This window comes from Iodobacter arcticus, from assembly GCF_042664895.1.
GTDB lineage: Bacteria > Pseudomonadota > Gammaproteobacteria > Burkholderiales > Chitinibacteraceae > Iodobacter > Iodobacter arcticus.
Window position 1 is genome coordinate 440,065 of record NZ_JBHTBQ010000044.1, and the last position, 18,619, is coordinate 458,683.

At 48.2% G+C, this 18,619-nt stretch carries 25 protein-coding genes; 11 read left to right on the forward strand and 14 right to left on the reverse strand.

The genetic code is table 11. The features are described 5' to 3' along the window. Positions 1-165 precede the first annotated feature (165 nt). The 9 genes from ACFQNF_RS19420 to ACFQNF_RS19460 all read left to right on the forward strand — a co-directional run bounded on the left by ACFQNF_RS19420 (position 166) and on the right by ACFQNF_RS19460 (position 5,854). Positions 166-840 (forward strand): hypothetical protein, encoded by a 675-nt coding sequence (locus tag ACFQNF_RS19420; RefSeq protein WP_380189784.1) that lies wholly within the window; start codon positions 166-168, stop codon positions 838-840. Between the two features lie 210 nt (positions 841-1,050). Next, positions 1,051-1,491: a hypothetical protein gene (locus tag ACFQNF_RS19425; RefSeq protein WP_380189786.1), complete on the forward strand. Its 441-nt coding sequence runs from the start codon at positions 1,051-1,053 to the stop codon at positions 1,489-1,491. Between the two features lie 262 nt (positions 1,492-1,753). Then, positions 1,754-2,125, forward strand: a complete 372-nt coding sequence (locus tag ACFQNF_RS19430; protein WP_380189788.1) for a hypothetical protein — start codon at positions 1,754-1,756, stop codon at positions 2,123-2,125. Positions 2,126-2,246: 121 nt separating this feature from the next. Then, a complete protein-coding gene (locus ACFQNF_RS19435) occupies positions 2,247-3,203 on the forward strand; it encodes an RHS repeat domain-containing protein (protein ID WP_465262219.1) in 957 nt (318 codons plus the stop codon). Next, entirely contained in the window at positions 3,203-3,538 is a 336-nt protein-coding gene (locus ACFQNF_RS19440; RefSeq protein WP_380189792.1) for a hypothetical protein, read from the forward strand. The genes ACFQNF_RS19435 and ACFQNF_RS19440 overlap by 1 nt, the downstream gene beginning before the upstream one ends. A gap of 11 nt (positions 3,539-3,549) precedes the next feature. Next, the gene (locus ACFQNF_RS19445) at positions 3,550-3,891 is read left to right on the forward strand and encodes an immunity protein Imm33 domain-containing protein (RefSeq protein ID WP_380189794.1); all 342 of its coding nucleotides are present in this window, start codon (positions 3,550-3,552) and stop codon (positions 3,889-3,891) included. A gap of 103 nt (positions 3,892-3,994) precedes the next feature. After that, complete coding sequence (locus tag ACFQNF_RS19450) at positions 3,995-4,234, forward strand: hypothetical protein (protein WP_380189796.1); 240 nt, start codon at positions 3,995-3,997, stop codon at positions 4,232-4,234. A gap of 679 nt (positions 4,235-4,913) precedes the next feature. Continuing rightward, on the forward strand, positions 4,914-5,384 hold the full coding sequence (locus ACFQNF_RS19455; RefSeq protein WP_380190008.1) for a metal-dependent hydrolase: 471 nt from the start codon (positions 4,914-4,916) through the stop codon (positions 5,382-5,384). 26 nt (positions 5,385-5,410) lie between these two features. Further along, complete coding sequence (locus ACFQNF_RS19460; RefSeq protein WP_380189798.1) at positions 5,411-5,854, forward strand: hypothetical protein; 444 nt, start codon at positions 5,411-5,413, stop codon at positions 5,852-5,854. Here the strand turns inward: ACFQNF_RS19460 and ACFQNF_RS19465 are convergent. The 12 genes from ACFQNF_RS19465 to ACFQNF_RS19520 are packed head-to-tail and all read right to left on the reverse strand — an operon-like array spanning position 5,836 to position 14,073. Next, positions 5,836-6,315: a lysozyme gene (locus tag ACFQNF_RS19465; RefSeq protein WP_380189800.1), complete on the reverse strand. Its 480-nt coding sequence runs from the start codon at positions 6,313-6,315 to the stop codon at positions 5,836-5,838. The two genes, ACFQNF_RS19460 and ACFQNF_RS19465, sit on opposite strands and share 19 nt — an antisense overlap. Next, complete coding sequence (locus ACFQNF_RS19470) at positions 6,315-6,791, reverse strand: hypothetical protein (protein WP_380189802.1); 477 nt, start codon at positions 6,789-6,791, stop codon at positions 6,315-6,317. Before ACFQNF_RS19470 ends, ACFQNF_RS19465 begins: the two co-directional genes overlap by 1 nt. Position 6,792: 1 nt before the next feature. After that, positions 6,793-7,104, reverse strand: a complete 312-nt coding sequence (locus tag ACFQNF_RS19475) for a DUF6127 family protein (protein WP_380189804.1) — start codon at positions 7,102-7,104, stop codon at positions 6,793-6,795. A 58-nt stretch (positions 7,105-7,162) separates the two neighbouring features. Continuing rightward, complete coding sequence (locus tag ACFQNF_RS19480) at positions 7,163-7,825, reverse strand: DUF6441 family protein (RefSeq protein WP_380189805.1); 663 nt, start codon at positions 7,823-7,825, stop codon at positions 7,163-7,165. A 7-nt stretch (positions 7,826-7,832) separates the two neighbouring features. After that, positions 7,833-8,054 (reverse strand): hypothetical protein, encoded by a 222-nt coding sequence (locus ACFQNF_RS19485; RefSeq protein ID WP_380189807.1) that lies wholly within the window; start codon positions 8,052-8,054, stop codon positions 7,833-7,835. Further along, a complete protein-coding gene (locus tag ACFQNF_RS19490; RefSeq protein ID WP_380189809.1) occupies positions 8,054-8,353 on the reverse strand; it encodes a hypothetical protein in 300 nt (99 codons plus the stop codon). The genes ACFQNF_RS19485 and ACFQNF_RS19490 overlap by 1 nt, the downstream gene beginning before the upstream one ends. Then, on the reverse strand, positions 8,346-8,849 hold the full coding sequence (locus ACFQNF_RS19495; protein ID WP_380189811.1) for a hypothetical protein: 504 nt from the start codon (positions 8,847-8,849) through the stop codon (positions 8,346-8,348). The genes ACFQNF_RS19490 and ACFQNF_RS19495 overlap by 8 nt, the downstream gene beginning before the upstream one ends. After that, entirely contained in the window at positions 8,846-10,954 is a 2,109-nt protein-coding gene (locus ACFQNF_RS19500; protein WP_380189813.1) for a hypothetical protein, read from the reverse strand. The genes ACFQNF_RS19495 and ACFQNF_RS19500 overlap by 4 nt, the downstream gene beginning before the upstream one ends. A 10-nt stretch (positions 10,955-10,964) precedes the next feature. After that, a complete protein-coding gene (locus ACFQNF_RS19505) occupies positions 10,965-11,348 on the reverse strand; it encodes a hypothetical protein (RefSeq protein ID WP_380189815.1) in 384 nt (127 codons plus the stop codon). Next, the gene (locus ACFQNF_RS19510; protein ID WP_380189817.1) at positions 11,349-12,035 is read right to left on the reverse strand and encodes a hypothetical protein; all 687 of its coding nucleotides are present in this window, start codon (positions 12,033-12,035) and stop codon (positions 11,349-11,351) included. Continuing rightward, positions 12,032-13,078 carry a hypothetical protein gene (locus ACFQNF_RS19515; RefSeq protein ID WP_380189819.1) on the reverse strand — a complete coding sequence of 349 codons (1,047 nt, stop codon included), beginning with the start codon at positions 13,076-13,078 and terminating at the stop codon, positions 12,032-12,034. Before ACFQNF_RS19515 ends, ACFQNF_RS19510 begins: the two co-directional genes overlap by 4 nt. After that, positions 13,075-14,073 carry a hypothetical protein gene (locus ACFQNF_RS19520; RefSeq protein ID WP_380189821.1) on the reverse strand — a complete coding sequence of 333 codons (999 nt, stop codon included), beginning with the start codon at positions 14,071-14,073 and terminating at the stop codon, positions 13,075-13,077. The genes ACFQNF_RS19515 and ACFQNF_RS19520 overlap by 4 nt, the downstream gene beginning before the upstream one ends. Before the next feature lie 73 nt (positions 14,074-14,146). Between ACFQNF_RS19520 and ACFQNF_RS19525 the strand changes: the two genes are divergently transcribed. Further along, positions 14,147-14,443, forward strand: a complete 297-nt coding sequence (locus tag ACFQNF_RS19525; protein ID WP_380189823.1) for a type II toxin-antitoxin system MqsR family toxin — start codon at positions 14,147-14,149, stop codon at positions 14,441-14,443. Between the two features lies 1 nt (position 14,444). Further along, a complete protein-coding gene (locus tag ACFQNF_RS19530) occupies positions 14,445-14,846 on the forward strand; it encodes a type II toxin-antitoxin system MqsA family antitoxin (protein ID WP_380189825.1) in 402 nt (133 codons plus the stop codon). A 3-nt stretch (positions 14,847-14,849) separates the two neighbouring features. Here ACFQNF_RS19530 and ACFQNF_RS19535 read toward each other — a convergent pair whose 3' ends face one another. Continuing rightward, positions 14,850-15,212 (reverse strand): hypothetical protein, encoded by a 363-nt coding sequence (locus ACFQNF_RS19535; RefSeq protein WP_380189827.1) that lies wholly within the window; start codon positions 15,210-15,212, stop codon positions 14,850-14,852. Continuing rightward, the gene (locus tag ACFQNF_RS19540) at positions 15,209-18,529 is read right to left on the reverse strand and encodes a phage tail tape measure protein (protein WP_380189829.1); all 3,321 of its coding nucleotides are present in this window, start codon (positions 18,527-18,529) and stop codon (positions 15,209-15,211) included. Before ACFQNF_RS19540 ends, ACFQNF_RS19535 begins: the two co-directional genes overlap by 4 nt. Between the last annotated feature and the right edge of the window lie 90 nt (positions 18,530-18,619).

Genomic DNA, 18,619 nt, shown 5'->3' on the forward strand with positions numbered 1-18,619 from the left:
TAACTGGGGTCAAAGTAAAGTTAAATCCACTTTTTTTAGCTCTAAGAGTATTAAGCATAGTAGGATATAATTTTGTTATGATCCCAGTTCTTTCTTGAAATATTTACTTGAAAGTGGCCAATGGAAAAAACCTTTTGAAGGTTGTTGCGGATAAAGGAAAATATTTTGGACTTAATTAATGATTTGATCGCAAAAGAAATTCTAACAGAATGTACTAATAAATATAATTTAATCAAGAATGACATTAAATTTATATCAAGTGAACTTGGTCGGATAGATAAAATAGATTCTTGGGTTTTTTCTTATGGTAATTTATTTTCACCCCTACTATTTTCAGATGAGGCCTCTGGAATGACTCCTGCACGTAGGTTAAAGAAAAAATATAATTCACCATGGGAAGCCAGAGAAAAAGGAGTAGAAAGCTCTGGTTTTTTAAAAAACATGCTTGACGTTGTCATTATTTCAACAACAAAAAATGATGTGAAAGCACCAATAACTATTATTACATACGATTACAATGATAAAGATATAGTCATAAAAACATCTAAACATTTTTTTAATAGTGAAAATAGCAATAAACCACCAGAACTTATCGGATATGGAATTTTAAGGTGGATTGACAGAGAAAAAAGAATGTATGTTGGCGTTTCCCCTCGAGGAAATTATTCAATAATTTGTTATAACTACTCAGGCGAGAATGTTGTAAGCCGATATATAACAGCAAAAGACTGGGGACATACGGAAAGAGTTAATTTTATTTATGACGATAATGACCTCATGATAAAAGCACTCGCTCCTGGCAAAAATGAAAATGAGGATGTGATTATTTGGAGTGTTTAAATAATAAAAAAAACAATAAATATCTAACACTCAAACATGGAATATTAGATTTTTACTTGACCAACCTTTTCAAGTTAATTATCTGACTGGCATTTAACGGGACCTCCACCTTCATAAACATAAATAAAAGTAGTATAAAAATTTGGAATGATGAAAAACCCTGATTAAGCATCTGCCGAATCTATATTACGAAAACCCAAAACAGTGAAAATGGATGATCTTAAACAACGACTATTAAAATTCTCGACATTTAAAGAAAAAGGAGATGATGATAACTTTTTAGATGCATTAGCTGAGGCAAAATTGCACCTAAATTACGACCTAACAATGACGCTACTTGCTACATTTTCGGATTGTGACGACTATGGAGTACAAGAAAGAACAAGAAATGTCCTTGAGTCTTCAGCTAAGGATACTTATTATCCTGCGCTGATCTGTTCTCTATCAAAGATAGATGAGGCTTCACCTAATAAAGAATGGGCGCTTACTTTACTTGGGATTGAGTTTGAATATGGCAATCCTGAATTATTAATTGAGTATGCAAACAATTCAGAAGAAAAATACAAAGAATTTTTCTTTGATTTTATTTCAAGAGAGTCTTTTGTTTCTGAATATCCGTCATCAATTAAATTTAAGAAGATATATCCATAAAATATGCAAAGGTAATAGATCTTACGTTTCACAATAAGAAAATGAGGTTAAGAAAAATTTGATCAGGCCTAACACTCCAATATTTTTATTGGAGTGTTAGGCCTGACCTCACTCGCCTTCTTTACTTATAAGTATTGAAAATTTGCGGGGCTTCGGCCCTCAGACATGGAAAATGTACGACATTAAAAACATGAGGTTATTTTAAAGTAATTGGTGCAAGTTCAGGCACAAGTACGGTAACGCCATCAAAAAGGAGAAAAAAATGACGAATAAGCTTGCTCAAGAAAAAGCTTATATGCTTGCTGTAGAGTTTATTGATGCAATAAACACAAACAACAAAGAAAAATTGAAGGAGAAATTTAGCGTTTCCCAAGCCGTTTTAGATGAAATATATGAAGAGATCGAGGGTTTTTTTGGCAGTATCCCCTTTATCTCTTTGCCCTCTATTGAAACAGCATTTTTATCTAGAAATCCTAGAACATTTTTTGATTTTTATAAAATGGATGATAATCTTTGTTGGGGGGCAGAGTGTACTTTGTTTGTTGATGGAAAAGTCGCTGAACCCATCCTCCATTTAGAATTTATTGAGCGAGATAACGAGTTATTTTTAAAATATAAATATTTGGGATCTTAATAATCAAAGTAATCTATACGACGTGGTTAGGTCGAAAAAAATGAGCAGGTCTAATATTACAATATTTTTGTTGTAATATTAGACCTGCTCTTACTATAAATACGACGCTCGCAGTAATCTGATTGAAAAGCAGCAGGGCGAACAAACCACTAAATACAGCTGGGATGGCTTCAACCGTCTGAGCAAAATCAGCAGCCAAGCCGGTGAAACCAAATACTTCTACGACGTATTCGGCCGCAGCATCGGCAAAGAAAACGCTCAAGGCAAAACAGCATTCATCTGGGACGGCGACGTGATCGCCTTGGAAAAAACTGCCGAACACACCCGCCACTACCTATTCGAGCCCAATAGCTTTGTGCCGCTGGCGCAAATCGTCTCCGCCAACGATAGCGAACAAGAACACACCGCCTATTACCACGTAGACCACCTCGGCACGCCGCAAACACTGAGCGATGAAAACGGTGAAATCGCTTGGAGCGCGGAGTACAAGGCTTGGGGCGAAGCGCAGGTCGTCATCAGCGATGCGGCAAAAGAAGCCGGAATCAATAACCCAATCCGCTTTCAAGGCCAATACTTTGACGAAGAATCCGGCTTGCACTACAACCGCCACCGTTATTACGATCCGGAGATTGGGCGGTTTATTAGTAGTGACCCGATTGGTCTAACTGGCGGGATTAATACGCATGCTTATGCTCCGAATCCGGTGGAGTGGGTTGATCCGCTGGGGTTGGCTAGAATTAAAAATGCTGTTGAAGGAGATAGACGGCATAAAGAATTTAATGAGAGAATTAAAGCAGAAAATCCAAATGCTACGATCCAGTGCGAATGCTATTTGCGCGATAAAAATGGTAAGTCCGTCAAGGACCCTGATACAAATGAGCGTCGTAGAGTTGATACCGCAGTGATTGAAAACCAAACGGCAACTACTTATGAAGTTACTAGCCCATCCGCAAACAAATTAGATCAAATTGCAAAAGAAGGTCGTATTCGTGCAAATGGCGGAGAGTACATAAAGGATCGTTCAACAGGGAAATTAATTAAAGTCAACGGTATATCTTCTGTAGAGAGATTGGAATAATGGATAAAGATTATGACGTATGGAATATTGATGAGATTCTCAAAGCCTATTCAAATGTTCCTGATATGGCAAAGAATGTAAAGACTGCATTAGAGTCTTTATTTATATTTTTGGAAAAAAATTCATTAATTACGTCGACTATAAGTGATGAAAATGGAAATATAATCAAAGTCTTCATTAAGAAAAGTGAATTAACATCAGAGGGCTTATTAATTGGTTGTGGACCAAAGAACCCAATCCATCGTTGGCTTGGATCAAAAAGTTCACAAAAGACGCCACCTGATATGAAGTTATTAGAAAAGGCTCTGCTTGAAATAAGAAAATCGAATCATTGAATATGAGGAATATGAAAAAGGAAATACCGACTCAAAAGCAGATAGATATTTGTAAAAAAAATTGCTCTGCTATTACTCCTTATTCATTAGAAGAAATGGTTGCTGTCGCCATAAAAACAATAGGTAAAAATCCTACCGTAGGAATGAGAAATATACCTAATGATGGTGAAAATGTTACATGGTTTTTTTATTGTGGAGAAAACTCAGAAGACCCTGATTTTTATCAAACAATGCATATTGAGCACCTAACTGATTACTTGCCAAATGTTTTTGACTATTTATGCCTTGAGCCTGGGTTTAGTTTTATTATTGATGGCAATGGATACCAAGATGTATGGAAAAACAATGAGTAAACAAAAACCACGTTCATTTTTTCATTAAAACTGAATATCTACGATCGGGGACCTTAATTGTGATGATGTACTTAAAAAGACAGAAATCTAAATGTTCTTAAACATGAATAAATCAATTGATCATGTGAAAATAAAAATAAATCAGTATGGTTCGAGTATTAATCTTTACTGCCTTGATATGGTTTCTATTCCTGAGGCGGATGTATTACTTTGCACTTACAATGGCATAAGGATAAATGTTAAATTTGATTATGCTTATGGTTGGGAAATAGAGTCAATTGGGGATGATAAATTAAAAGATGATGTTTTAAAAAACAAACTCAGAGACTTTCTAGAGCAATAGAAAGCACAGGGGCGTTATTCATCTATTCGCAGATAACTAATAGCTATCAATACGTCCCTGTTCTTCGATTTATTTCCGCCCAAAGTAACCTTAATAGCAGATATTAGCATTTCATCTGCTATTTTTTCGGCAACCTGCTCAAGCAATACGCTGGAACCCATTACAAGTACGACTCCCCGACTCCCGCAGCAATCTGATTGAAGAAATAACTAGGGTCAGAGTAAAGTTAAATCTGCTTTCTTTGGCTCTGAGAGCATGAAGCATAGTAGGATTTAATTTTGTTCTGACCCCTGTTATTACAAACGTGGGCATGTATGGAAGACCGTCCCAAGTAATATTACTCGTGGCTCTTGGTGCCGAGTGTGCGGGAATATAGACAAGATCACCCGACCCAATAGTAAGGCATGGAGAAAATATCCAGATGGTGCATAGCAGGGTGATTAATTTTGTTAGTTTAAAACCGCCATTTTCAGCTCTGTTTTTTTAAATGAGCTAAGTACGCATTTTCAGGCAGTGCGGCTGATTCTCTTAATACGTTTATAGTTTTAAGTCCCCACTTCAGCAGACTGGCAATGCGAGTTCGCTGAATTTAAATAGAGAATTTATAAAATACATGGCCACTATTATGACTCATGCCCTTATTCCCCTTTGTGTGGGCTTAGGCTTGGGAACATGATCAATATCTTCCTCTTTATTAAAAGTAGGAATGCTGCTATCCATTCTTCCAGACTTAGATGTGATTGCTTTTCGTCTTGGAATTCCCTATGCATCGCAATGGGGGCATCGTGGATTTACGCATTCCATTTCTACCGCGCTGTTGATGGCACTATTTTGTACGCTATTTTATAAAAAATTAAACTCGAACAAATTATCTGTTTTTATTTTTTCATTTATATCCATGGTTTCACATCCATTATTGGATGCATTAACGGATGGTGGGCTGGGAGTGGCTCTGCTCTGGCCGTTTAGCTTCGAGCGTTTTTTCTTGCCATGGCGAATTATTTCTGTTTCACCGATAGGTAGCTCTTTTTTTAGTGTGCGTGGGCTATTAGTGATTCAATCTGAATTCGTCACAGTTTGTTTACCTGCGATTATTTTTGGCCTGTGCATTTATTTTGTCAGAGATACTTACTTTAAAAAACATGTTTAATGACGTCTTTTATCTAAAGCATTAGTATGCTTTCAGATTTTATTGAAAAGTATCACAAAAACTTGACTGCATTTATAGCGGGGGTGACGATCTCTGGCTCTATAGTTTGGATCGTATACGACAAACTGCACAATAGAGAAATTGCGATTCTGGAACGCGCACAGGCTGATCTACAGAAACGACTCATAGACACAAAAACAGAACTAAAAGACATGAAGCAAACAATCTCACGAGTAACGCCCTCTCCTGTTAAAGCATCGCACTCGGCACAGAAACAAGACATCGAGGCCGTGATTAAGAAGCTGGATGGTGAAATCAAACAAAAGAAACTGGAACTTGCCAGTCATTCACCCGTTATGTGGGGAGAACCCACTGACGATGGCTATAAGCGCGTCGAAGATGAGCTTCATACCTTGCAGAAGCAAAAAGATGACGCGAGGCAAAGGCTTATTCAGGTATTGGGAGAATGAGGAGTATGCAAAAGCCCAGCTTCCATCTCCCTTCTTAGCACTAGCCCCGGTAGTTTCTTCCCACCACCATAAATCCACTTTCTCAGCTCAACCGCCACAGCTGCCCAATCCCGCTGATTAATCCTGCGGCGCAAGGTCGATGTTTTCAGCCTGCCAGCACCAAGATTAAATGTGAAGTCGACGATGGCAGCGAGGCGGTTTTCTGGCTCAGTGGCGAGGATGGGGCAGTATTTTAGAGTGGCATTGAGGGCGGTTTGTAGGTCTTGTGCGAGGTAGGTTTCGGCTTCTGCTGCGGTGATGGGTGGGTGATTGGGGTGGCAGAGATGACCGTAGCCAATCGTTGTAAACCCTGCAGGGCAGATGTAGGGATGGGCGAGGCGAAGCGGATCATTTCTCTTCACGCGGTGGAAGCCTTCACACTGCTTGGCCAGCGTAATCGCAGCTTTGGGGACGGTGGTCATTAGCGCAGCGCTTTATCAAAAATTCGATTTAAAAAGAAGAAATTGATAATGCCGCCAAACAGTGCCATATCGTTGTCGTTCCATGCCAATTTCACAGCGGCGGGCCAATCTGATCCGGCTTGCAGGGCGAGGGCGATGATGGCGATTTTGACGGCGGCGTAGAGCAGCATAAAGCTGTAGGTGATGATGGGTCGCACGCTGGACGACAGGGCATCGGCCCATGGCACGCCTGATTTTTCGGCTTGGGCGCGGATGGCGGTTTGTAAGGCTTCGAGTGCGCCGCTGTTCCATGCGGCATCACCACTGGCTCCAATTTCATCCATCTTGGATGCACCACGCAGCTTTTCAAATTCCAAGGCTTTGTCTTGCATGGCCAGCTCATGGCTGCGCTCGCCTTTGCGATCCAGCCATTTGAGCGCTTCGGGGGCTAAGCGAAACGCGCCGCCGAGTAGGCCGCCGAGTAAAGTCTCTAACATACTAGCCTCCGAATACTTTGAGTTTGATCGCTGCACCGGCGACTAAGGACAGCAGAAAGCCGGTAGTGATCATATGGATCACGGTTTTCCAAGCGGTGCGTTTGGCTTCTGTAAAGGCGTCTAGCAAGCTGCGTAATTCGCGGATATCTTCTGCCGCTGTTTCGCCATCGAGGCCCACATTGGCCAGTGCGCGTTTCGCGCCCATTTCGGCGGCGTGTTCTAGAAATTGCTTAAATTCACCGCGTGGCATCATCACCACGCCGTCTCTTTCTAGGGGATCTCGGTTGATTGGGTCCGAATCATGGGTAGCCATCTTGGCCTCCGGCGTAAAAAAACCGCCTTGCGGGCGGTGGAATGGTTGGGGCGTGGGATTAGCGTTGCATTGCATCCCTGACGGCGCTGGCTAAGAGCGGTAGCTTGCTTTGTACCAGCTGGCGAATATTCAGCCGACGTTTCATTTGCACTCTGCTGACCAATTCAGCAATGGGAATATCGACCCCGCGTTTGACGGTTTTAAGGCCATGGGCATTGCGGTGGGCACGCTTGAAGCGGGTCAGTTGCCGGTCGTTATCTTTGATGTTTTCAGCGAATAAAAACACTCGGCCATCTTTGGTTTGATTGAAGAAGGCATTGCCTGAGCGCATCAGCTCTGCGACGATTTGTTTAAATTTTTTACCACCCATGCGTAAACCCGCTTGCTTAAAGGCAGCGATGCCAAAGGGAATGAGCATCTTGCCGGTGATGGTTCCGCCATATTCATGGATGCCTAGCCATGGAATACGCGAGCTGATGATCAGCAGCGGCGGGCTGTTTTTATGTTTGGCGTATACCCGCGCTTTAAAGCTTTTAGCAAAAGAGGCGGATTTGATCTTCAAACGGCTGGCGACATGGGTTTGCACCGTTGCTAGGATGGCATTGCCGCCGGTTTTAAATCCTTGGGCCGCTGCGGCATAAATCTCTTGTTTGGCTTGGTCGCCGAATTGCTTGAGCTGCCGTTGGATTTCAGCGCGATCTAACTCGATTTTAAAGGTCATGGCGAGTTCACACGTACCACGTTTCTGCGGCAGGTTTGGCCGCGACTTGGGTAATCACACCTTGCTGAATGCTGACCTGATCACCGATCTTGATGGCGATTCTGCTGCTGACGATTCTGAGCCCCGCCGTGCTAGCGACTTCGATATGATCGCCATCGATGCGCATCACGATGCCCCTTTGGCTTGAGTCTCCGCCGAGTAAATCACGCAGCTGATGCATCGTTTCCATCAGGCAGGGATCTCCACATCAAGATGGCTGAGCAGCATGCCTTCGCTGGCGATATGTTCAATGCCGACTACTTTGCCGCGTGCGATGTGGCCGCGCAGGCTGTCTTTTACATCAAGGAGTTGGCCGATGCGGACACAGGCTTGATAGGTGGTGGTTAGCCTGAGTTTACGTACCGAGCAACTGGCATCGATTTCAGCACGGCCTCGGCTGATGGCGGCTTGCACGCTGCCAATGAGCGGATCGATGATTTCTTTGCCCAGCACATCCCCAGCACCTCTTTGTACCGTTGCTTCAATCATCTTTCACACTGCCGATAATCAGCACGCCAATGGAGAAGTTCTTTTCTCCGCCAGAACTTGGGGGAGATTGAATGCCCCAAGATTGGGCCTTGGCGCTGTATTTGACCTTGGCCACGGCGACACCGGCTCGCTCGGTGCTGATGCTCATCTTGTCATCCCCCAACGTCATCGCCCCGAGATTATTGCCGTACCACTGCACGACAAGGGCGCTGCTGGCAGGTTTACTTAGCTTGCTCTCAGCCGTGTTTTGTAGGTTAATGACATCGCTCTGCGTGATGATTTGATCGGTGCCGCGCAGGATGCTTCCTTCCGATAAAATCGGCATGCCATAGGTCACCAAGGGGCTGGCGTAAACCAGTAACCACACCACATCGCCGGGTTTAAATTGGCTGCGACCTCTATTGAGCCCATCGGGGCGGCTGTCGATTTCGGCGCTTAAAAAGCCTTGTTGGCTGCTATCAAACTGAACGGTAATGCTGCTGGTGATTTGGCTCATGGCTCGATGACCAAAAATTGAATGCGCTCTGAACGAATATGCTCAACACGATATTCGAACGCACGGGTTTGATAATGCACGTGGGCGAGGCTATAGCCTTGTGGATGACTCACTTGTAAACCTTGCTCGCCCACCGTGATTGCGCCTAAATCGGCGTACTGCCATTGGCTATCGAGTAGTTGCTCAATCGGGTATTTGCTCTGTGCACGGCCTGCTTTGAACTCGATTAATTCCCTTTCTTCACGGCTGACGATACCTAAGGGGTGGATGCTCACACTTGCATCGCCGCTATGCGCCAGCGAAACTTCCCGCCATGGCTTAGGAATGACACGAACTGTACCTGCCAGCCTGTGCTGTGGATCGGCGATAAACTCGACTTGATCTTGCCCTGAGGCGCCACTTTGTCCGTCGCTAATATGAATCAGATTGCTGCCAGCACGGATTTCATCGGTTTCGGCAATTTCAAATAATTCCCTATCTTCACTTAAGGTTGTGCTTACCGTGGCGAGTCCATACAGCGGAATGGGGACTGGAAACAGATGCCTCACCTGCATATTGCCATCGAGTAAAGATTCCAGCAGCCCACCAGCGGCATTCACGATATTGCTAGCAATTGTTATTGGATTGGCCTCAATAGCAGCCAGTCGCCCAGCCTGAATCAGCCAATCCTCTAATTGCCAGTCAATGGCAAAGTCCGGCAATAGTTCGGCGACCGCCGCACTGGCCCACACCGGCTGATCCCATACTCGCGACACCGACCTGTCATGCGGTGGTGCTAACCATGCCAGCGGTGAAATTGCCGTTAGCGAGATGCGAATCTCTGCGGGGGAGGGACGGGTGAGCGAGCGACTATCCAAGCGTAAAGCAAACACACTGTCAGCCGTTAAACGTAGCGAGAGCACATCGCCTAAACGCATACGCTGCATGGCAACGAGGTCGGTGATTTCGATGCGGGCAATCCAAAACGGCGAGTGCTCATCCATGCTGATACTGGCCGATAACACCGCGATGCTTTGCCCCGCGTGCAGCAAGCTCGCTGCGCTATCGAACTGCTGAAATTGCCCGTGTTGATCTTCATAGACTTCATATAACAGCCGCTGTTGTTGCTGAGCACGATTACGCAGCGCCAAATCACTGCGGCTGCTGTGGCTGGCGCGGCAGCGAGCCGTTAAATGAAAGCGACTGCTTAATCTGCTGCGGAGCACGGGGCGCAATTGATAGCTGGCCGTAATCGTAGTAACGGTATGCAACATCGGCTGCCAGCAGGCCGAGCATTGTGCGGCAAGGCGTAGCGAGTAATTTAAGCCATGCTGAGCACGGGCCTGATTGCCTAGTCTGAGCTGATAGGGGCTGACGATCGCACCGTGGGCCAGCGCATAAAAAGTAAATGGTGCAGTGTGTTGGGCTTGAATCTGTCTGGCTTCGGTCAGTGGGCTAGTCCATTGCCGCGAGATTTTAAGCGCCCATAAGCTGCCATGTTTGGCGCTGGTTTTTACATAGGCCTGTAACTGATAGTGGCTGGCCAGCGTGGCATGTAAAGGCTGGGCATAGGCGTAAGGACTGCGATGGCTTGTTCCATGTCTACTACTATATATGGCCTCGTGCTGTTGGCTGACGGGCATGCGCCAGCGGGCGGTGTGGCTTGCTGCCAAGTGGAGCGAATATTTGCTGCTAAAGCGGGCCTGAGCAAACAGGCCCACATGGTAGGCCGATTTAAATAGGCGACTCGTAGATTGAGTTTGCCACCAGCGGCTTTCTATCATTCCCTGCGCAAAAATCCCTACATCCATCGGCGAGCGCAGGTGGCGCTTGCTGCTGCGGGTAAAAAACCAGATAGATTTGTTTTGTTTCTTGGCGATAAACACATAATGCAATCCAGCGGAGATAGACTGCATGGGCACCGCAATGGTCGCCGTTATTTGTGGTGGATGGTCTAGATTGCCACTGATGACTTGCTTGGGAACCGCGATGCTGGCGCTGATTTGTAGCGGGACCGCGAGCTGTAATCCGCCGCTGATGAGCTGCTTTGGAACAGCAATTGTCCCCGATACATTGTTAAAAGCGAGCTGGCCGGTGATGAGCTGCTTGCTGATGCTCCAAGCCATAACTCGTTACTCAGGCGGGCTGCGTGATGGTGCAGTTAGTCAGCGTAACCGTACCGCCATTGACAATACTCACCGTATTAATAATAAAGTCCGCCGCGCTAGTGCCCACCGAGCCATCGATATTATTGGTCAAATCAGTGAGCCTTGCCCAGCCAGCCGTTCCGGTGGCAACCGCGATCCCTTGCACGGGCGGAGAGGTGACTAAGGTGGCGACCCCGGTGGCGCTGGCATTAAACCCCGCTAGCACAATATCGACCAGCAAAGTGCCAGTGGCCGCCGTTCCTGCTGTTGCCGGTTGCGTACCGGTATAAATTTTAAGGGTGGCAGAGCCCATGGTGGCGGTGATGGCATTGGTAATCAGATCACGAGTCGCGCTATTAAATCGGATCGTCATTTAGTTTTCCTTAAAGTATCTAAACGTAAAGCTGAGGGACTCGCCCGGCTCAACCGGCCCCGGAACGATAGACATGCCGATTGAATCTTGCTGGTCGTATTCATTCCTATGAAATGGGGAATAACTGATTTGGGGTGAGTGAAATGCGCTGCTATTGCTGTACAGCACCGAATCACACTGCATATGTAAAATATGCGGCTCAAATAAGGGCCAATTATTCCAAGCATCTGGCCCCGAGTTCCAATCAGGGTTAATGCCGCGCTCATACATAGGGCTTTGTGGAATGGGGCTGTGATTGATATACGTTACCGTGCAGCGTATGGCTCGCTCTATGGCCTCATAACGATGAATCAGCTGATAACCCCTTCTTTTGTTAATAACCTCTCCCCAAGTCCCGTCACCTTGTTTCGCACAATTGATGCCGCGCCAGAGATTTGCTGGCGGTGTGTCCCATGATGAATCGAGCTGGCTTAAGCTAAAGGCATCACGAGCACTCTCTAAACGCGAGAGGTAGCTATAATCAGCCAGCTGCATGCCCACTGCAAAAGCATGACTATCGCCCAGACCGCCGAAGCTGCTATTCACAACGGCCATGGAGTGGGGGCCATGAATTTGAAACGAGGCAATCTGCTTGCAGCCAAAGTTAAAGCCGCTGATATGGCTAAATGGATCAAGGTAGGTGCTCATAGCTTGCCTGCCAATTTCAGCGTCCAGATCTTGCCTTGCCCGTCTTGTAACGTGATTTCTCGGGCACGTTCGACTTCGATATAGTTGTCCGGATCGAGGGAAGAACTGATTTTTTCGGTGCTGCTGATGCGGCCTGTTTCTGCCAACGCTCTGCTGCCCTCTGGGTTTTCCACTTCTTTGCGCAGCGCATCTGCGGTATTGGCCAGCAAAAATCCCGAGGGCCAGACACTGCGCACGACGCTAATTTGCGCAGCACTATTGGCCGACATAGCAAAGACCAGCAGGGGTGGCATACCGACAGAATTGACATCGCCCCCTAACCAAGCCCAGCGTAATTTGTCTAATAGATCGCCACTGGGCAGGCCGTAATGACAGCGCAGCAATTGGTAATGGCTGTTGTAGCGGACCACCAAAGCGCCTGCCACCTCTTCTGTCGCCTCAAAACTTGTTAGCTGATCGGCATTGGGCTGTGGCGCTGGCACAGTGGTCCCCGCACGATTAATAAAAATAGAGCTGTATAAAATCTCGACCGCCGAGACAAAAGGGCGTTTTAGCTGCGCTTGGCGCTGAAAGTTAAACGTCAATACTTCAAACTCGCTGGACTCCCGTGCGCCCAAGCTTTCAATCGGCGGCTTATTACTGGCGGCCTTGCCGGGAATTCTGACTACATAGGGCGGCACCGCCACGGAGAACAAGCTATATGGAATGCCTGCCATCGGCACGAGCAGATCCGGTACGGCAGGAATAAACGGTGCAGGTTCTGACATATACAGCTTAAATTGGCTGCTGGGCCGACAATACAAACGCAGGTGTGCTTGGCCGATGGCCGTAACGGCAAGGAGGGCAGTCCAAGGTTCTGGTCTGCCTTTGACCGAGCCAAAACTGACCCATTTTGCCTGCTCAAACAGCGAGGGCGGCTGGGTGTAATTGACTTGCACGGGGCTATTGAGCGTGCCATCGCGCTCGTCGATTTCTAATTGCAGCGTGTCTAAGCCATCGACGGCTTCAAAGGTGAGCGAAACTTGGCTGGCCATCGTGCTCATGCGGATTCACAATCCACGCCAATAATCACCTGATTCCCAGAGTAAGACGCTGCACCTGCAGGCACGACTCGCTTGTACCAAAGCGCAATGGCCGCTGGTTGCGTTGTAAAACTCAGCGTATTGCCGCTGACAAAAGTGCCGCCAAAAGCATGAAAATCCAGCGTAAAAAAGGGGCGGGCGAAGTCGCTATTGAGCGGCGTAAAGTTCACGCTGATCGAACCGCCACCGATGCTGCCCAAGGTGTCCCCGGTCACATTAAACGAGCTGGCCGAGGTAAAAGTCAGCAGCCAGTTTTGGGTAATGCCGCCGATATGATCGACGATGATGGGATACAGAGCACTATTAAAAGTGCCTGCCACCGAAGTTAACACCGGCATGGTCGAACTCGCCTTTAGATCGCCGGGCTGATAACAGCTGGCCACTTTTGTACTCGTCGCCGGAAAAGAATTCGCCAGCGCTGAGGTGAGTGTGAGTTGCGCTAAATCACCGGTATAACTGGGCGCGGCTGCCAGCGTGGCAAACTCCTCAAAGCCAGCAACATCATCCACCGTCGCCTTATTAGAGATGCGGATTAAATCCCCGCTTCTAAATAGATTAAAGCTCGCACCTTCGGTGTTGACCTCCAGCACGCTGCTCCCCGCATTGATGGCCGTTTGCAAACGAGCCGCGCCATAGAGCCGTTCACTACCCGTCAGGGTGGCTTGGGTATCGGTCAAACTTCCCGGAAAAATCGCCACCATATCCTGCGCTGCCGTATTGGTTTCAACAAACAGCTTAGGGGCAATGGCGAGCAAATTATCAGGGTTGGCAAACTTGATAAATACCTTGCGATAGCGCGTCGACCCCGTCGTGCGCTCCGCCTGCGGTACATCTGGAAAAATATTATTTTTAACGCCATCGGGAATTTCATTCTTACTCAGGCGGCCGCCATTGCTGCTGTCATCGCTGACGGTAAGCGATTTCATCCATTTGATTTCTGAGGACAGAATAGGCATGTTGTGGCTCCGAAAAGAGAGATGGCTTGTTTCAGCTGTTGCTAAAATAAACCAAGTAGGTTAATGTTTCTCTATGGAAAAACGAACACCACACTGCAAGCTGCCTATCGTAAAGACGCTGATTGTCGATGGTCGTTACAGGATGACGCAGTCTGCAAAAATAGGCGCTGCCGCCATGGGCTTGGATGTGGCAGAAATGCTGGCCATTATTGTTGCCCTTGAAGCGACTGATTTTTATAAGAGCATGACGACTCACGCCGACCATACGATTTGGCAGGATGTTTACCGCCCCAGTACGCCCGTTGGCGATGTTTACCTCAAGCTCACCGTCGTTGATGATCTGCTTGTTGTTTCTTTTAAGGAGTTATGAGATGAAATGCCCTGTCTGCGGTGCAGCCGAGTTGGTGCATGACACCCGTGATCTACCCTATATCTATAAGGGTGAGGCGACGACCCTCCCTCAAGTGACCGGTGATTTTTGTTCGGCTTGTGATGAGTCCATTACAGGGCCAGAGGAAAGCCAGCGGGTCATGAGTTTGATGCGTGCGTTCAATCAGCAAGTGAATGCTGCAATTGTTGATCCGGAATTTATTATTAGCGTGCGTAAAAAACTAGCCCTTGATCAAAGAGAGGCGTCAGTTATTTTTGGAGGCGGGGTCAATGCGTTTTCACGCTATGAGACGGGTAAAACCAAGCCCTCTTTGGCACTGGTTAAGCTCCTAAAATTACTGGATCGCCACCCTGATTTACTAGGGGAAGTGCGTTTGGCCTAGTGCTTAAACCGTCACCAACCGAATTTCGCCAAAATAGCGATTGGCCGATGGCCAAACAGGGCTAAAGCGCAGTGCCGGTGGTTCGGTATGGTTGAAGCGCACGGTAAAAGATTGCCCCTCCCATTGCAGTGTCAGTAGGGCATCGGCGCTCTGGCTCATGGCGAGCAGTGTGTCAGTCTGAGTTTGAGTAAACCAAGCCACGCCTTCTCTTGCGATCAGGCTGAGGTTGCGGTTATGCAGGGTGTGGCTATACACCACCAGCTCTCCGCCTAAAGTCAGCTTATGGTTTTGGGCCACGCCAAAGCTCTCGCTGAATGCTGGGCATTCAAGCTGGCTGGGTAAAATCACTTCTCCTAGCTGCTTCATGACACCCGACCTCGATCCATAAATCTTAAAGTCTCGACTAGTTGGCGGGCTTGTTGGCGCTCGGATTGCATCACAAAGGTTTTACCGCCGAGGTTTAAATTCACGGTGATGCTGTCGTTTGCAGAAGCTGGCGCACTCGCCAAAGCCGCTGTCAGGCCGCCACCCACCAAGCCGCCAAGGGCGAACCGGGGCAGTTTGCCTCTATCAAAATTCATTTGATTCAAACGCCAGATCAGGCCACTGCCATATTTGCGGACCGCTTCTTTACGTAGCACAAACTCACCGGCCTCGAGCAGGGCAGGGATGCGATCGCCTCCACCGTAACCTGCCAGTGCTCCGCCTCCTTGCAAGCCTGCTGGGCTACTGGCTTGATTGGCATTGCGCTGTGCCAGAGTCACCGTGACGGTTTTATCTTTTAATCCATTGATTTCGGCCTGAAGCTGGGCAATGGCTTTCATGGCATCGTCGATTTCAGCTTTGATGGTGATATGTTTGTCCTCGGCGGTCAGGGCCGTTAATTGCGTCGTTAAATCATTGATCAGTCCCAGCACGCGTTGATAAGCCGCGTATTCATTGGCGGCTTTATAACGGGCTATTTGTGCCGCTACATTATTGGCGGCGATTTCTGCTTTGATGCCTTGCTCGATCAGCTCACCACTTTTGGCGACCAGCTCGTAGGCCTGCTTATTGTCTTTTAGCCGTTCTCCAAGGGAAGCTGCGCCTTCGGCTTCTTTTTGCGCGAGCTGGGCGAGTTTTTCAGCTTCTTTGTTGCGACCTTGATTGGCGGCAGTCTGTGCCCGTGCATTCAGATCAGCCGCTTTATTTTGCTTGTCCTTGGCTTGCGCCAAAATATCGCCCTGCTGCTGTTCCTCGCTCATGCCCCGGCGTTTGATTTCTCGCAGCCGGTCTTCGTTGGCACTTTTAGCATCGGCCAGCTTGCTGTGTAATTCTTTGACCCGCTCGATATATTGCCGCTCTTCATTCAGCGCCGCTTCTAGTCTTGTTTTACGTTGCTGGGCGACCTGTTCCATGGCGCTGATTTGGCTGCGCAGCGTTTCCTCGGCCAGCTTTTTTTCTTCTGCGGCGACGGCTTGATCAAGGTTTTTAAGCAGTTGGGATAAGCGCTGCCGCTCATTGGCTAGCTTCTGAATCAGGGCGATTGCGCCATTTACATACTCTTGGGCGGCAGCCAGATTTTGTTGATAGCTGCTGCGGTCGGCCAGCGCAGCCTGCTTTGCTTGTTGCACTTGATCGACCGCACCTGCCGGTGCGCCTGCGTCCGCGAGCTTGGTTTTAAGGGCATTAAACTCTTTGTAGATTTGCAGTGATTGTGCGATCTCGGCCCGCTCATCACGCAGTGCCGCGCTTTCTTTAAGAACCATTTCGGCGATCTTGCCACCGGCCCAATAGCTGGCAGCAAGCAGAGCCGTCAGTGCAATCACTTGCGGGGCGACGGCAGCCATGCTGGCGGCGAAGGTCGCCATACCCGTGCCCGCAGCCGTACTGGCTCCGCCTAGCGCAGTTAAGGATGCAGACATGGACGTGATGGCGATCACCACCCCCGCGTAAATGGCACGTAAAGCAGTAAATCCCGCCAGCACCGACAGCGCGACGGCAGCCGCAGCAGATAGCAGTGGGTAGTTTTCAATTAAGGTGGCGATGGATTGCACCATAGAGGCCACGCCCTTGGCGGCCAGCACGACAGCAGGTAAAAACACCGTGCCTAGCGCAATGGCCGCTTCGGTGATGGCATTTTTAGCTAGTTGCAATTGGGCTTCAGTGGTTTTAATGCGTTCGGCAAACTCACGATTCATCGAGCCCGCGCTGGCGGTTTTATCTTCACTGATGGTCAGTGCTTTTTGATAGAGCTCGAGCCCGCCCACCAAGGTGGCCAGATCGTCGGAGTATTCCGCACCAAACAGCTGCGCCAGCGTTTCAGCCGCCGTTTGCTTATCTAATAGCGCGATGGTGGCGAGAAATTTTTGCAAGGCCACCTGCGGATTGGCGGCAATATCGGTGGCTAATTGCCGACTCGATAAGCCAATATTCGCCAGTGCATCTTGAAACTCTTTGCTCTGTGTTTTACCCGTTTGTAATTTGAGCAGCAGCGCATTAATGCCGGTCGCGGCGATTTCAGGGGTCTTGCCTAGGCTGAGCATGGTGGTGGCTAAGGCGGCGACTTGCTCGGCAGTGAGTCCAAATTGTCTCGCCATGCCGCCGGTGCGCGTTAAGACGGCGATAATATCTTTTTCTGTGGCATTGGTTTTATTGCCCAGCTGATTGAGTGTATCGCCGAGCTTGACCACTTGTGGAATCGACAGCGCGAACTGATTCATCAGCTCACCCACGGCCTTGCCTGCTTCTTCCGGCAGCATTTTAAAGGCCGAAGCCATTTTGGCGGTCACGGTGACAAAGCCTTTGATATCTTCGCTGGCCGTCCCCATTTGCCCACCGGCCTCGGCGATTCTGGCCAAGCCTTCGGCGGTGATTGGCATCTCACGCGATAGATCTTTAAGCTCACGGCTCAGCTGGATAAAGCCTTTTGGGCTATCAAAATCGACGACCTTTTTAACATCGCTCATCGCTGATTCAAACAAGATCGCTTGATGTATCGTCAGCCCAATCCCCGCTGCCGCTGCAATCAGGCCCGCAGCGCCTTCCTTGATCTGATCCAGTACCGTCGGCACGCCAGAGAGTTCGCCCTTTAATTCACCAACTTGCTGGGTCAAGGCCAGACCGGCACGCGCTAACTCCGAGGTAGAAGCCAGCCCCGTTTCTTTAAGTGCGTTATAAGCTGCTTTGGCTTGATTGATCTCGGCGTTAATCTCATCATTGCCCCGAATACCCAGTATGTCACGCGCCGAATCGGCGGTTTTAAGTCGAGATAAAACCGCCGTAGTGGCGCTGATCCCTGCTCGTAACTTAGCTTGACTTGTATTGGTATTACCGGCGGCTACGCCCGCTGTTTGCAACTCACGCCGTAATACTTCGAGCGCCAATTGCTGCTCTTTAAACGCCTGCTTGCTACCCTGAGCTTCCTTTTTTGCGGCAGCAAACTGTGAGGTCAATGCTTTAGAGGGCGCATCGACATTATTAATTTCACGCGCCAATCGAGCGACATCAGCCTGCGCCGCCTGCCATGCTTTACGCGCCTCATCGGTTTGCCGCTTCATGGGGCCGAAAGAATCAAGCTTGCCTGAGGTGGTCTGCATTTCCTGCAACGATGCCCGGTACTGCTCCGACAGACGTGACATGCCCTTTTGCACGGCAGAACCGTCAAAGCCAATCTTGATCGCGAGGGAAACATCGTTGCTCATTGGTTCTGCCCTAATTCATCCAGCGCAGCAATAAACACCGTATAGGGATAGCTCCATACTTGGCTATGACCTAATCGAGCCAAGGTGCAG

Bases quoted from the DNA above. Each gene is read 5' to 3' on its own strand.
- ACFQNF_RS19425 (WP_380189786.1), top strand. From the start codon at position 1,051: ATGGATGATCTTAAACAACGACTATTAAAATTCTCGACATTTAAAGAA.
- ACFQNF_RS19430 (WP_380189788.1), top strand. From the start codon at position 1,754: ATGACGAATAAGCTTGCTCAAGAAAAAGCTTATATGCTTGCTGTAGAG.
- ACFQNF_RS19440 (WP_380189792.1), top strand. From the start codon at position 3,203: ATGGATAAAGATTATGACGTATGGAATATTGATGAGATTCTCAAAGCC.
- ACFQNF_RS19445 (WP_380189794.1), top strand. From the start codon at position 3,550: ATGAAAAAGGAAATACCGACTCAAAAGCAGATAGATATTTGTAAAAAA.
- ACFQNF_RS19450 (WP_380189796.1), top strand. From the start codon at position 3,995: ATGAATAAATCAATTGATCATGTGAAAATAAAAATAAATCAGTATGGT.
- ACFQNF_RS19460 (WP_380189798.1), top strand. From the start codon at position 5,411: ATGCTTTCAGATTTTATTGAAAAGTATCACAAAAACTTGACTGCATTT.
- ACFQNF_RS19465 (WP_380189800.1), bottom strand. From the start codon at position 6,315: ATGACCACCGTCCCCAAAGCTGCGATTACGCTGGCCAAGCAGTGTGAA.
- ACFQNF_RS19470 (WP_380189802.1), bottom strand. From the start codon at position 6,791: ATGTTAGAGACTTTACTCGGCGGCCTACTCGGCGGCGCGTTTCGCTTA.
- ACFQNF_RS19475 (WP_380189804.1), bottom strand. From the start codon at position 7,104: ATGGCTACCCATGATTCGGACCCAATCAACCGAGATCCCCTAGAAAGA.
- ACFQNF_RS19480 (WP_380189805.1), bottom strand. From the start codon at position 7,825: ATGACCTTTAAAATCGAGTTAGATCGCGCTGAAATCCAACGGCAGCTC.
- ACFQNF_RS19485 (WP_380189807.1), bottom strand. From the start codon at position 8,054: ATGGAAACGATGCATCAGCTGCGTGATTTACTCGGCGGAGACTCAAGC.
- ACFQNF_RS19490 (WP_380189809.1), bottom strand. From the start codon at position 8,353: ATGATTGAAGCAACGGTACAAAGAGGTGCTGGGGATGTGCTGGGCAAA.
- ACFQNF_RS19495 (WP_380189811.1), bottom strand. From the start codon at position 8,849: ATGAGCCAAATCACCAGCAGCATTACCGTTCAGTTTGATAGCAGCCAA.
- ACFQNF_RS19500 (WP_380189813.1), bottom strand. From the start codon at position 10,954: ATGGCTTGGAGCATCAGCAAGCAGCTCATCACCGGCCAGCTCGCTTTT.
- ACFQNF_RS19505 (WP_380189815.1), bottom strand. From the start codon at position 11,348: ATGACGATCCGATTTAATAGCGCGACTCGTGATCTGATTACCAATGCC.
- ACFQNF_RS19510 (WP_380189817.1), bottom strand. From the start codon at position 12,035: ATGAGCACCTACCTTGATCCATTTAGCCATATCAGCGGCTTTAACTTT.
- ACFQNF_RS19515 (WP_380189819.1), bottom strand. From the start codon at position 13,078: ATGAGCACGATGGCCAGCCAAGTTTCGCTCACCTTTGAAGCCGTCGAT.
- ACFQNF_RS19520 (WP_380189821.1), bottom strand. From the start codon at position 14,073: ATGCCTATTCTGTCCTCAGAAATCAAATGGATGAAATCGCTTACCGTC.
- ACFQNF_RS19525 (WP_380189823.1), top strand. From the start codon at position 14,147: ATGGAAAAACGAACACCACACTGCAAGCTGCCTATCGTAAAGACGCTG.
- ACFQNF_RS19530 (WP_380189825.1), top strand. From the start codon at position 14,445: ATGAAATGCCCTGTCTGCGGTGCAGCCGAGTTGGTGCATGACACCCGT.
- ACFQNF_RS19535 (WP_380189827.1), bottom strand. From the start codon at position 15,212: ATGAAGCAGCTAGGAGAAGTGATTTTACCCAGCCAGCTTGAATGCCCA.
- ACFQNF_RS19540 (WP_380189829.1), bottom strand. From the start codon at position 18,529: ATGAGCAACGATGTTTCCCTCGCGATCAAGATTGGCTTTGACGGTTCT.